We start from the raw sequence: 12,810 nt of genomic DNA on the forward strand, positions 1-12,810 counted from the left end.
ACGAATTCACCAAGGTCGTCGGCCGGTTCCTGAGCGATGAAGAGGCGTTGGCGACGATGCGCGAGAAGATCCGCGAGGAATTGCCGTCGCTGTTCAACCTGTTTCGCGCCGATGCCTATCTCCTGAAGAAGATCGTCGCCTCAGCCGGATCGCTGCTCGACGAGGTCAGGGCCGATCCCGATCACCCGATGCGCGCCGAATTCGACCGCTTCGTGGAAAGCTTCATCGAGCGGCTGAGGACATCCAGGCAATATGCCAGGCGGGCCGAGAAATTGAAGCGCGATTTCCTCGCCCGGCCGGAACTCAAGGCGCTGGCCGGCGACATGTGGGAAAGCCTGCGCCTGTTCATCGAGCAGGATGCCAAGGCGCCGAACTCCATGATCCGTGCTCATCTGGCCAACATGTTTGTCGAGGTTGGCCGCCATCTTGCCGGCGATCCGCAGATCAGGGCCGACATGAACCAGGGCTTTGTCGTGGCACTGTCCTCTTTCGTCGAAAGCCAGAAGAGCGGCGTGTCGAAATTCATCGCCGACCAGGTCAAGCGCTGGGATCTTGCCCAACTCACCAGGCTGATCGAGATGAACATCGGCAGGGACCTGCAATATATCCGCTTCAACGGCATGGTCATCGGCGGCCTTGCCGGTGTCGTGCTCTATACGGCCGAGCTGCTGTTTCTCGTCAACTGAGGCGCCGCGTACGGCTCTGAAACGTTCATTGCCCGTCCGAATGGACCGCGAAGCTCCGGTGCTCTATTCTCTTCTTCGGGTGCCGCATTCGCGGCAACAGGGGAGAGAACCATCATGGCAAAGCAACCCGATTCCGACTCCTTCATGGATATGTTCGGCAGGTTCGGCCGCGACCTGAAGTTGCCGAACGTCGATGTCGAGGCGATCCTCAGCCATCACCGCAAGAACCTCGAAGCCCTGGAAAAGTCGGCCAGGGCCAGTGCCGCCGGAGCGCAGTCGCTTATGTCCAGGCAGCGCGAGATGCTGCAGGACACGCTGCGCGAGGTCACCGACATGGCGCAGAGTTACAGGGCGCCGGGCAATCCGCAGGAGTTGATGACGAAACAGACGGAGTTCGCCAGGAAATCCTTCGAAACCGCGCTGAAGAATGCCGGCGAGGTCGCCGAGCTGGTCAAGAAGTCCGGCGCCGAATCGGTTGAGATCCTGCGCGATCGCATCAAGGAGGCGATGGCGGAGATCCGCGCCGGCTACGAGAAGAAGTAATCGGCCGCTGTCGGTCGAGCCGGTTCTCCTGGCTGGGCAAACCGCTTCCGGTTCGTGGAGCAGGGCGATTCGGGCCGAACAGGCGGAACGGAATCGCACAGAGCGAATTGACAGGGGCGGCCGGTTCGTGGTCCGGAGGCAGGCCAGCGATCGGGAAAGCAGGAATGACGCAAACACGGCCGAGGACGCCGCCGACCTATGAGCAGCTCAGGGCCATGGCCGGGCAGGAACTTGGCGTGTCCGACTGGACGACGGTCGACCAGAATCGCATCGACCAGTTTGCCGAATGCACGGGCGACCACCAGTGGATCCATGTCGATCCGGAACGGGCAAGGCGGCAAAGCCCGTTCCGCACCACCATCGCGCATGGCTATCTGACGCTGTCGATCATCGGCGCGCTGGCGCTCGACATGGGCATCGTGCCGGAAAACACGCAAGCCGCCTTCAATTACGGCTTCGACAGAGTGCGTTTCCTGTCGCCTGTCCGGGTCGGCGCACGCATCAGGCTGCGCACGACGCTCCTGTCGATGGAAGACAGGGGACCTGGCCAGTACCTGATGAAGGCGGCCAACACAGTCGAAATCGAAGGCGAGCAGAAGCCGGCGCTGACGGCCGAAACGCTGGTCATGCTGTATGAGCGACGGAGGCGGGCAGGGGCGTGAGGCAGCACCAGGCCCGGGCCGTCAGTCACGACGCGCCATCGCCTCTTCAAGCACTCTGAAAATCCGCTCATCGCCCGTTTGCGCCGCGTTGAAGCGCATGAAGCGGCTTGCCGATCGTGACAGGCTGAACGCATTGCCGGGCGCCAGAACGATATTGGCGGACAGGGCGCGGCGGGCGATATCGGCGGCATCCATGCCCTCCGGCAGGCTGCACCACAGGAACATGCCTGCCGGCTGGTCTATCCATGGGGTGATGCCGATGGCTCTCAGGCGGGCGCTCGTGTCGACCATCGCGCGCGACAGCCGCGCCCGCAACAAATCCATATGCTTGCGATAGAGACCGTCCCTGAGCAACGTCAGCACCAGTTCGGCCGCCAGTCGCCCGCCGCCAAAGGTTGTGGCGATCTTGAGATCGGTCAAACCCTCCACCCAGCGCCGCGGCGCGGCGATGAAACCGCAGCGTATCGAGGCTGAGAGCGTCTTTGAGAAGCTGCCGATATGAATGACCCGATTGAGGCCGTCGAACGCCGCCAGCCTGGGGGCGGATGTGTGCTCGAAATCGGCAAAGATATCGTCTTCGATGATGGTCAGGTCCGACTGGTCGGCGAGCTTGAGCAAGCGGTGCGCGGTGACCGGCGACAGAATGGCGCCTGTTGGATTGTGCAGGGCGGAATTGGTGATGTAGAGGCGCGGCCGGTGCTCGGCCAGCGCCTGCGCGAACTCTGCGATATCCGGTCCCGACGGGGTGTAGGGGACGCTGACGACCTTGGCCCTGTGCGCGCGCAAGAGCGCGTGGAAGTTGAAGTAGCAGGGGTCGTCGACCAGTACCGGGTCACCAGGTTCGATAAGGAAGCGACAAAGCAGATCGATGGCCTGCGTTCCCGATTCCGTCAGCATGATCTGGTCGGGAGAGGCCTCGATGCCGTGCCCGGCCATGCGCCGCGAGAGCAGGTGACGCAACGCCGGCAATCCGAGTGGGGTGCCATAATCAGTCAGGGAGACATTGTCGGCTCGCGCCAGTGTCCGTAGCGCCCGGCGCAGGCCAGTCTCCGGCATCCACGAGGCCGGCAGCCAGCCGCAACCTGGCTTCAGCACGTCCTCGCCCGCGTCCAGCGACTGGCGCGAAACCCAGAGCGGGTCGACGGCCCGGTCGAGCCGGGGGCCGATCTCGGCCAATGACAAAGGCGCAATTGGTCCGGCGGCATAATAACCCGAACCCGGCCGCGAACGGATATCCCCCTCGGCGGCAAGACGCTCGTAGGCGTCGACCACGGTGGATTTGGAGACCTGCATGGTCCTGGCAAAGGCGCGGATCGACGGCAACCGTGCTCCCGGTGTCAGGATCCGTGCGGCGATCCTGTGCCTGATCGTTGCCATGACGCTTTCGACAAGCGTCCCGTTGCCTTGGCTTTCCGCCGTCAGTTCATCCATCTGTACTGCTCACTAGACCATAACAGTTTCTTGGAATTGTACTGCATTGTCTCTGGTGGTGCCACATGTCTTGGCCCGATAGAGAGCGAGAACATCGGGAGCGTTTAATGGACAAGACGGCGAGCGGCTGGGTGAGCGGATTCGTTGGCGTGCTGATTTTCAGCGGCTCGCTTCCGGCTACACGCGTGGCAGTGATGGATTTCGACCCGATCTTCTTGACCGCGGCCCGCGCCGCGATAGCCGGTATCCTCGGCCTTTTGCTGCTCATCGTTTTGCGCGCCGAGCGTCCGCGGCGTGATGACCTGTTTTCCCTGGTCATCGTGGCGCTCGGCGTCGTGGTCGGCTTCCCCTTGCTCACCGCGCTGGCGCTCAAACACGTCACCTCGGCTCACTCCATCATCTTCGTCGGCCTGTTGCCGCTGGCGACCGCGATCTTTGGCGTCATTCGCGGCGGTGATCGCCCAAGGCCGGCTTTCTGGCTGTTTTCGTGCCTTGGCAGCGCCCTCGTCGCCGGCTTTGCGCTGGCGCAGGGCGTATCGGCCTCGCCGCTGGGCGACAGTTTGATGCTTGCCGCCATCATCGCATGCGGTCTTGGCTATGCCGAAGGAGCCGCACTGTCGCGCCGGCTCGGTGGCTGGCAGGTGATCTGCTGGGCGCTGGCGCTGTCGCTGCCGGTGATGCTCACATTGACGCTGATGACCAAGCCGGCGTCGTTTGGCGGCGTCGGCATCAACGCCTGGATCGGCCTTGCCTATGTCTCGCTGTTCAGCATGCTGATCGGTTTCGTGTTCTGGTATCGCGGGCTGGCGCTGGGTGGCATTGCCGCCGTGGGGCAGTTGCAGCTTCTCCAGCCCTTCTTCGGCCTCGCGCTGGCGGCAACGCTGCTGCATGAGCAGGTCAGTTCCGTGATGATCGCCGTCACGGTCGCCGTGGTGCTTTGCGTCGTTGGCGCCAAGAGGTTCGCCAAGCAGGCTGTGCCGCAACAGGTGGCCGCGCAGTGACTGCGCCGTTCGCTAAAGCGCGCCATGCGCTTTAGGTTCTTGTTTTTATGCATGCCGTTATCGCAAAACCGCTGCGCGCGTTTGCGCGACATGCATTAGAACTTCGTCACCACACCGATGCCGATGCCCTCGAAACCGCCCATCGCCATCAGCGCGGCCGGCGCCTCCTCGAGGCTGATCCGCTTGCCGACCAAAAGTTCGGGCTTGAGCTTGCCGGTGCGGATCATCTCCATCATCGCCTGGTAGCGGTAGGCCTGCATGCCGTGGCTGCCGCGGATTTCGAGCTCGAAGGCGATCACCTTGTCCATCGGTATCTGCGGCCTGGCGTGATCGCCGAGCATCAGCCCGACCTGTACGTGCCGACCGCGCCGGCGCAGATTGGCGATCGAGTTGAACGAGGTGGTGGGATGGCCGAGCGCGTCCATCGACATATGCGCGCCGCCATTGGTGATCTGCTTGACCGCCTTGACCACATTCGGCGTTTTCGCGGCATTGATCGTCGCCACGGCACCGATCTTGCTGGCGAAATCCAGCTTTTCGTCAGTCAGGTCGATGGCAATCACGTTGGCGCCCATGGCGCTGGCGATCATGATCGCCGACAGGCCGACGCCGCCGCAGCCATGCACGACCACCCATTCGCCCGGCGTCACCCGGCCCTGGTCGACGATTGCGCGGAACGAGGTGACGAAGCGGCAGCCGAGACTGGCGGCGGTGGCGAACTCCATCTCGTCAGGCAGGCGCACGAGGTTGGTGTCGGCATGGTCGATGGCGACATATTCGGCGAACGAACCCCAGGCGCTGAAGCCGGGCTGGAACTGGTGCTCGCAGACCTGATGGTTGCCGGACGTGCATTCGAAGCAGCGGCCGCAGCCAACGGCGAACGGCACGGTGACGCGCTCACCGGCCTTCCAGCGGGTCACTCCTGAGCCGGAGGCCACCACGACGCCAGCAAGCTCGTGGCCCGGCACATGCGGCAGGCGGATGCCGTCGTCGTGGCCCATCCAGCCGTGCCAGTCGCTGCGGCAGAGCCCGGTCGCCTCGACCTTGATGACGACGCCCTCGGGCGCCGGAGTCGGATCGGCAACGGTCTGGATAGTCGGCGCCTCGCCGAATTTTTCGAAGACGACGGCTTTCATTGGCAATACCTCATAGTCATGCTCGTCATAATTGGATTGCGCCGTTACTCGGCATCGATCTGGTTCTCGGGCGCCGCCTTTTGGAAGGCCGGCAGCGCCATGCAGGCGGCGTGGATGCGCGCAATCGTCGGGTAGGGCGTCAAGTCGACGCCGAAACGCGCGTTGCTTGTGACCTGGGCGACCAGGCAGATGTCGGCCAGCCCCGGCGTGTCGCCATGGCAGAATATCCTCGTCTCGGACGAAGAAGCCAGAATCTTTTCAAGCGGCTGGAAACCCTCGTTCACCCAGTGCCGGAACCAGTTGACAACGTCCTCGTCACCGGCGCCGAACAGCGTGCGAAGCGAGGTCAGCACACGCAGATTGTTCACCGGATGGATGTCGCAGGCGATCATCTGCGCCAGCATCCTGACGCGCGCGCGACCCAGCGCATCCTTCGGCAGCAGCGGCGGCTCGGGGCTGGTTTCGTCGAGGAATTCGATGATCGCCAGCGATTGGGTTAAAAGCGTGCCGTCGCCCAGGATCAGCGCAGGGACCAGCCCTTGCGGGTTGACCGAGATATAGGCGGGCTCCAGATGCTCGCCATGCCGTAGGTGATGCGGCACGTACTCGTAGGTCAGGCCCTTCATCTCCAATGCGATCCGCACCCGGTAGGAGGTGGAGGAGCGGTAGTAGTTGTGAAGGACGATGTCGCTCATCAGGTCAGGGCTTCGATTGCTGGCGGCACATTCGGCCGATTTGGACGACCGGGCAAGGCATGGCCGTTCGGAAATTGCCATCTCCGCCCTTCACCATGGAAGGCGATGTACTATTTGGCAATAATCTGACCATGGTCGCAGGATTATCCTGCGCCAGAACAGGTCGACCAGACCGAACCGAAACGAGCCCCATGACCGCAGTCAACGATCGCGCCCGGTTTCTGATCATCGACGACCATCCGCTGTTTCGCGAGGCGCTGCACAGCGCCGTGCAGATGGCCTATCCGGAGGTCGACACGGTGGAGGCGCGCACCATCGCCGAGGCGCTTGAGCTTCTGGCGGATGCCAAGCCCTTCGATCTGGCCTTGCTCGACCTCAGCATGCCCGACGTGCATGGTTTCGAAGGGCTGCTGCAGCTCAGGACCCGTTATCCGCGCCTGCCGGTGGTCATCGTCTCGGGCTATGAGGAGCCCAGGATCATCTCCGAGGCGCTGTCCTATGGTGCTGCCGGTTTCATTCCGAAATCGGCGCGCAAGAGCGACCTGGCCGCCGCCATCCGCTCGGTGATGGAAGGCGCGATCTATGTGCCTGAAACCTATGAAGGCCAGCCGCCGGACGCCGACAGCGCCGACCGCGCCGAGATGGTGCAGCGTCTCGCCAAGCTGACGCCGCAGCAACTCAGGGTGTTGCAGATGCTGCGCCAGGGCCTGCTCAACAAGCAGATCGCCTATGAGCTGCAGGTTGGCGAGACCACGGTCAAGGCGCATGTCTCGGAGATCCTGCGCAAGCTCAATGTTTATAGCCGCACGCAGGCTGTGATCGAGGTGTCGAAGTTGGACAATGCGGAGCTGTTTCGGGACCAGGCTGGGTTTTGACTATTCAGGAAAATATTCAATATCGAGTGAAGCCCCAATTTTGCCTAGAAAGGCAATCGTCTCATCGGACAGAAACAAGGGGACATGCTCGTTTTCCGGGGCAATTGCAATCTTCACGGATATCTTATTCAGATGCTCGTGATGGCGTAGCCGGAACAAATTTTCTATTTTTTCGCCGAGCCGCAAAGCCAGCTCGCGAATAGCGATATCGAGGTCCACGTACTCTTCGAATCTGCAGCTGATATTCCAGCCATGACTCTTAGGCCACGCCTTGGCAGGTGTCCTCTGACTGCCTTTCACAACTTCCTTATCGGCGTCAATTTCCAGGAGGTCAGATATCTCGTGTGGGGCTAGCGTCTTTGACGTCACGGATAGAAACGCTGTGATCCTTGTCATCTTCACTCCGGCGCAGCTACATCGGCCTTAGATCCCCGTCGTTGGGCTCACCTCGGCGACTTCTTCTATACGCCAATGGAATACGGCGACAGCGCGCCATTTTTCCTGGCGCTCGCGCCTTCTGCCTGTGCCTTTTGGGGGATCAAGCCAAGAGGTGCGCCAGCAGCGCGCGTAGCTGCGCCGGTTTCAGCGGCTTGCGCATCAGCTCGATGCCGGCCGCGCGGGCGGCTTTCGCAATGGCTTCCGAACCGTCGGCTGTGACGATCAGCGCCGGCACGGCGCGGCTGAGATAGTCGCGAACTTCGGCGATCGTGGCGGTGCCTAGATCGCCAGCGTCGAGATGCTGGTCGGCAATGATGATGTCCGGCACCCAGTCCGTGTCGCCAAGCATGTCGAGCGCTTCGCCGGTCGAGGTGGCGGCGCGCACCAGACATTGCCAGCGTTCGAGCAGGGACGTCATCGCCTGCAACACCTCGGCGTCGTTCTCGACCAGGAGCACCTTTGTGCCGAACAGGCCGTAGCCGCGTGGCCGCTCCATGTCGACCATGTTGGCGATGGCGTCGGCCGTGGCGCCGATGCCGACCGGAACGTCGATGTGGAAGATCGTGCCGTGGCCGACCTTCGAGGAAAACGTCACGGGATGGCCGAGCGCGGCCGCGATGCGGCGCACGATGGCCAGGCCCAGCCCCAGCCCGCCGCCGGCAAGCCCGGCATCGGACGGGATCGTGCCGCGGTGGAATTCCTCGAACACGGCCTCGCGCTGCTCGTCGGGAATGCCGCAGCCGGTATCGGCGACATCGATGCGGATGGTGTCGCCGCGATGCCTGGTGCCGACCAGCACGCCGCCGGAGCGTGTGTAGTGCAGCGCGTTGGACAGGATGTTCTGCAGGACGCGGCGCAGCAAGGTGCGGTCCGAACGCACGACCGCATTGACCGGCCGGAACTTCAGCGTCAGCCCCTTCATCTCGGCGACGGGCAGGAAATCCGAGCGCAGCGACGAAAACAGCGTTTCCAGACTGACGTCGCCGATGTCGGGCCGCACGACGCCGGCATCAAGCTTGGAAATGTCGAGCAGGGTGCGCAGCAGGTCCTCCATCGTCTCCAGCGACCGCTCGACCTGCCGCACCAGTTTCCTGCCCTCGTCGGAGGTCTGCACCTCGGCGAGCGCCGAGACGGACAGATGCGCGGCATTCAGTGGCTGCAGCACGTCGTGGCTGGCGGCCGCCAGGAACCTGGTCTTGGACAGGTTCGCCAGCTCGGCATTTTCCTTGGCGGCACTGAGATCGATGTTGGATTGTTCCAATCTACGCAGTGTCGAGTGCAGTTCGTCGGTACGCGTGCGCACTCGATTCTCGAGGGAAATCGCGGTCTGGAAGAGCGAGAAGGCGTTGCCCTGCTGGTCCATCGACCGCTCGACGCGGCTGACCAGGGCGGCGTTGATCTTCTTCAATTTCTCCAGGTCGGTGATGTCCCTGAGCGGCATGGAAGATGTCCTATTCCGCCGCCTGGCGTTCGCCGAAGGCGATGCCGGTAAAAGTCTGGTTCAGATGCATCGACCGGTATTGTTCGCCATAGGTGCCGAAGCCGATGACATTGTTGACCCGGTAGAGTTCCGAAATGTCGCGAAAGACCTGCCGGTTGCGGGCGTCGAGCCGGCGCAGCACACAGTCGAAACCAAGGATCACGTCGATGCCGCCCAACCTGTTCTCGACGTCCCTCAAGGCGGAACGCGTTGCCTCCACCATATCCTTGGGCTGGGCGATGGAAAGGACGACGCCATCATCGATGGCGCAGAAGAACGACAATGAACCGTCCGGATGCATCTTCTGGATCGAGCGGCAGTAATATTCGCCGCCCACCTTCACCACCACCGGATGCGAGGCGAAACTCAGCGGCGTCAGAGTCTGCGCGACGATGCCGACCGAAGCGGCATATTCCTCGGCCGCATTGATTGCGTTGAATTCGCGCACGATGCGATGATCCGGGTCGGACGCCGTCACCACCAGCTTCTCGTCCGTGGGAACGAAATTGTCGGTCTTGAAGACGTGGAAAGGAATTTCGGTGGCGATCAGCACAATGATGGCGCTGTCGGAGGCGACTTTGCCGTTCGAGATCAGCCGCGTCGTCTCGAATTTGAGATCATCGCCCGCCGACCCGCCAATCAGCGGAATGTCGTCGAGGCCCCAATGGATGGCCGAGGTCACCGCTTCCTCGGCGTAGGACAGGCCGTCGATGAAGCAGAGCGCGAAGGTGCTTTTGGCCCGCTCGGGCCTGCTCCCGCGCAGCGAACGCCTGAGCATCTCGACTTCGCCGGTGATCTTGTCCATGCCCGACGAGGACAGATTTTCGACCATGGTGCTGGCCGCCGAGAATGATGCGGAGGGAAGCAGCATCGCCAGTATATGGCCGTCCTCCAGACCCTGCGGCGTGATCTCGCCTGCGGTCGAGCAGCCGGCATAGCGCAGCGTCGGCGCATGGGTCTTCAGCGCATCCGTCAGGGTGGTCGCCTCGACAAGGCTTTGCGAGAAGAAGAGCAGGGCGAAGCCGGCATCGATTGCGGCGGCTTCCAGTGCCACCGCACGGGCGAAGGCATCCGTGTCGGGTTCGTCGGTGGTAAGCGCCGACAGGCCGCATGCATAGCGCGTCCGTGAACTGGCCAGCGGCTCCTCCTGTGGTTTCCTCCGACGCTCTCTGTTGTTCGCGACTCTTTGTTGGCCTTGCGCGGGGGCGTCGAAACCATTGTTGTCTTCAAGTCGCGCTTTTGCAATGGCTCTAGGACAACCTGTAGCGCTGCGCGAATTCATCGGCCGTCAGATCGAAAGCTGAGCGCTCCGCTTTCAAGCGGTCTACAGGCCAGTTCCACCATTGGATTTCGAGCAGAGTGGAGATCGTGTCGTCGGAGAACCGTCGCCTGATCGTCTTGGCCGGGTTCCCGCCTACCAGCGTGTAAGGCGCAACATCTTTCGTCACGACGCTGCCCGCGGCAACGATAGCTCCATGGCCGATTGTCACGCCCGACACGACGATGGTCCTGGCGCCTATCCAGACATCGTTGCCGATGACGATCGGGCCTTTTGACACCAGATACTCCAGATTTCTTTTCTGCCTGAAAATCCGCGACTGAAGGGGGAAAGTCGAAGCCGTACTGGTTGGATGACTTGCCTGGCAGATGAAAAGTACGCCCGGACCAATGGAGCAGAATGCGCCGATCTCGACGGGACTTTCTGCGGTGCAGTTGAGGAACGTTCTGCCGTTGACGCCATAGCTTTCGCGCCCGATCTTTGCATGTCTTGGGATCGCATCTGGATGCTGTTTCAACCCTAGCCAAATGCGAAGCTTCTTGAGCGCCATTGGCGAAATCTAAAGACACGCCGGGAATCCCGCAACCCAGGGAAGTGTGCCCGCGCGGAACGCCGCCTCACAGCGGGATGTTGTCGTGCTTCTTCCAGGGGTTCTGCATGTCCTTGTTGCGCAGCATCCTGAGCGCACGGGCAATGCGGCGGCGGGTCGAATGCGGCATGATCACCTCGTCGACATAGCCGCGCTCGGCGGCGACGAACGGCGACAGGAAGCGGTCCTCGTAAGCCTTTGTATGTGCAGCTATCTTTTCCGCGTCGCCGATATCCTTGCGATAGATGATCTCGACCGCGCCCCTGGCGCCCATCACCGCGATCTGCGCTGTTGGCCAGGCATAATTCATGTCGCCGCGCAGATGTTTCGAGGCCATCACGTCATAGGCGCCGCCATAGGCTTTCCGGGTGATGACGGTGATCTTCGGCACGGTCGCCTCCGCATAGGCGAACAACAGCTTGGCGCCGTGCTTGATCAGCCCGCCATATTCCTGCGCCGTGCCGGGCAGGAAGCCCGGAACGTCGACGAAGGTGACGATCGGAATCGAGAAACAGTCGCAGAAGCGCACGAAACGCGCCGCCTTGCGACTGGCATCCGAATCGAGAACGCCGGCCAGCACCATCGGCTGGTTGGCGACGAAGCCGACCGTGCGGCCCTCGACACGGCCAAAACCGGTCACGATGTTCTTGGCGAAGCTCTGCTGGATCTCGAAGAAGTCGCCCTCGTCGGCAATCTTGAGGATCAATTCCTTGATGTCGTAGGGCTTGTTGGCGTTGTCGGGGATCAGGCGGTCGAGCGACAGATCGTGATCGGTGACCGACTGGTAGCATTCGATCTCGGGAATCTCGGCCGTGTTGGAAGCAGGCAACAGATCGACCAGCCGGCGCATCTGCAACAGCGCCTCGACGTCATTGTCGTAGGCGCCGTCGGCGATCGAGGATTTCGTCGTATGGACGGAGGCGCCGCCCAGGCTCTCAGCGGTCACCGTCTCGTTGGTGACGGTCTTCACCACGTCCGGTCCGGTGACGAACATGTAGGAGGTGTCGCGCACCATGAAGATGAAGTCGGTCATGGCCGGCGAATAGACGTCGCCGCCGGCGCAGGGACCCATGATCACCGAGATCTGCGGGATCACGCCGGAGGCCAGAACATTGCGCTGGAAGATCTCGGCATAGCCGCCGAGCGCCGCCACACCCTCCTGGATGCGCGCGCCGCCGGCGTCGTAGAGGCCGACGATCGGCGCGCGGTTGCGCAGCGCCATCTCCTGCACCTTGACTACCTTTTCCGCGTGCGCCTCCGACAGCGAGCCGCCGAATACGGTAAAATCCTTGGCGAAGACGTAGACCGGCCGGCCGTTGACGGTGCCCCAGCCGGTGACGACGCCGTCGCCGGCGATCTTGGTCTTTTCCATGCCGAAGTCGGTCGAGCGGTGCTCGACATACATGTCGAACTCCTCGAACGAGCCCTCGTCGAGAAAGACGTCGATGCGCTCGCGGGCTGTCAGCTTTCCCTTTTTGTGCTGGGCGTCGATGCGGACCTGGCCACCGCCCATGCGCGCCATGTCGCGGCGGCGCTCGAGTTCCTTCAGCACGTCCTTCATCGGTCGATCCCCAAAACGGAAAGCTGCGTTTCGTGGTAATCATGCCGGCAAGGGAGCGCAAGCGCCGCTTTTGCCATCGATTTATTGCACTGCAACATGACGCCCCTTGCATTGCGCGGCGAACTAGGCCATATGCAGCGGCATAGGCGCTTGGGCCGGGCAAGATCCGGCCTTCTCGACGAATGAGACTGGTTGCGTCTGTTTTCCCTCTTTCCCGTTGATCGGCAAGGTGGCGAAAAAGCCCCGTGGCATGATGCCTGCGGGCACGACAGCGCAATCGAGTGGACGTTTACGTCCGCCCGCCTTGTCGTTTCATATCAATTTTTTCGACGGCAGGTTGCGCCTTGCCGCCATCGATGTTTGCGGCCAGGAGCCGCGTGAAAGAAGACTATTTTGACCAACGAAAACACCTTTGCCGGTAACACCACCTCGAC

General features: G+C 62.2%; 13 protein-coding genes. 5 read left to right on the forward strand and 8 right to left on the reverse strand.

Features of this window, described 5'->3' with window-relative positions; translation table 11 throughout:
* The 3 genes from CN311_RS21750 to CN311_RS21760 all read left to right on the forward strand — a co-directional run.
* A partial coding sequence (locus CN311_RS21750) for a DUF445 family protein (protein WP_115504266.1) occupies positions 1 to 686 on the forward strand: 686 nt, incomplete at its 5' end.
* Positions 687 to 800: 114 nt separating this feature from the next.
* Positions 801 to 1,229 carry a phasin family protein gene (locus tag CN311_RS21755; RefSeq protein ID WP_097575764.1) on the forward strand — a complete coding sequence of 143 codons (429 nt, stop codon included), beginning with the start codon at positions 801 to 803 and terminating at the stop codon, positions 1,227 to 1,229.
* Between the two features lie 164 nt (positions 1,230 to 1,393).
* Entirely contained in the window at positions 1,394 to 1,891 is a 498-nt protein-coding gene (locus CN311_RS21760) for a MaoC family dehydratase (protein WP_097575765.1), read from the forward strand.
* A 21-nt stretch (positions 1,892 to 1,912) separates the two neighbouring features.
* Here the strand turns inward: CN311_RS21760 and CN311_RS21765 are convergent, their stop codons facing one another.
* Positions 1,913 to 3,322, reverse strand: a complete 1,410-nt coding sequence (locus CN311_RS21765; protein ID WP_097575766.1) for an aminotransferase-like domain-containing protein — start codon at positions 3,320 to 3,322, stop codon at positions 1,913 to 1,915.
* Between the two features lie 107 nt (positions 3,323 to 3,429).
* Here CN311_RS21765 and CN311_RS21770 point away from each other — a divergent pair, with 107 nt between their 5' ends.
* Positions 3,430 to 4,323, forward strand: coding sequence for a DMT family transporter (locus tag CN311_RS21770; RefSeq protein ID WP_097575767.1), 894 nt, complete (start codon positions 3,430 to 3,432; stop codon positions 4,321 to 4,323).
* 95 nt (positions 4,324 to 4,418) lie between these two features.
* Here the strand turns inward: CN311_RS21770 and CN311_RS21775 are convergent, their stop codons facing one another.
* Together CN311_RS21775 and maiA are read right to left on the reverse strand one after the other, a co-directional pair.
* Positions 4,419 to 5,459, reverse strand: coding sequence for a zinc-dependent alcohol dehydrogenase family protein (locus CN311_RS21775; protein WP_097575768.1), 1,041 nt, complete (start codon positions 5,457 to 5,459; stop codon positions 4,419 to 4,421).
* Positions 5,460 to 5,503: 44 nt separating this feature from the next.
* The gene (gene maiA, locus CN311_RS21780; protein ID WP_097575769.1) at positions 5,504 to 6,154 is read right to left on the reverse strand and encodes a maleylacetoacetate isomerase; all 651 of its coding nucleotides are present in this window, start codon (positions 6,152 to 6,154) and stop codon (positions 5,504 to 5,506) included.
* 191 nt (positions 6,155 to 6,345) lie between these two features.
* Between maiA and CN311_RS21785 the strand changes: the two genes are divergently transcribed.
* A complete protein-coding gene (locus CN311_RS21785) occupies positions 6,346 to 7,029 on the forward strand; it encodes a response regulator (protein ID WP_097575770.1) in 684 nt (227 codons plus the stop codon).
* On the opposite strand, the gene CN311_RS21790 is transcribed toward CN311_RS21785, so the two are convergent.
* From CN311_RS21790 to CN311_RS21810, 5 genes are all read right to left on the reverse strand, one after another.
* Positions 7,030 to 7,425: a DUF4279 domain-containing protein gene (locus CN311_RS21790; protein WP_097575771.1), complete on the reverse strand. Its 396-nt coding sequence runs from the start codon at positions 7,423 to 7,425 to the stop codon at positions 7,030 to 7,032.
* 142 nt (positions 7,426 to 7,567) lie between these two features.
* Positions 7,568 to 8,908 carry a hybrid sensor histidine kinase/response regulator gene (locus CN311_RS21795; protein ID WP_097575772.1) on the reverse strand — a complete coding sequence of 447 codons (1,341 nt, stop codon included), beginning with the start codon at positions 8,906 to 8,908 and terminating at the stop codon, positions 7,568 to 7,570.
* 10 nt (positions 8,909 to 8,918) lie between these two features.
* Positions 8,919 to 10,085, reverse strand: coding sequence for an FIST N-terminal domain-containing protein (locus CN311_RS21800; RefSeq protein WP_425351089.1), 1,167 nt, complete (start codon positions 10,083 to 10,085; stop codon positions 8,919 to 8,921).
* Positions 10,086 to 10,197: 112 nt separating this feature from the next.
* Entirely contained in the window at positions 10,198 to 10,776 is a 579-nt protein-coding gene (locus tag CN311_RS21805) for a CatB-related O-acetyltransferase (RefSeq protein ID WP_097575773.1), read from the reverse strand.
* 67 nt (positions 10,777 to 10,843) lie between these two features.
* A complete protein-coding gene (locus tag CN311_RS21810; RefSeq protein ID WP_097575774.1) occupies positions 10,844 to 12,376 on the reverse strand; it encodes an acyl-CoA carboxylase subunit beta in 1,533 nt (510 codons plus the stop codon).
* Between the last annotated feature and the right edge of the window lie 434 nt (positions 12,377 to 12,810).

It is taken from the genome of Mesorhizobium sanjuanii (assembly GCF_002529485.1).
Classification (GTDB): domain Bacteria; phylum Pseudomonadota; class Alphaproteobacteria; order Rhizobiales; family Rhizobiaceae; genus Mesorhizobium; species Mesorhizobium sanjuanii.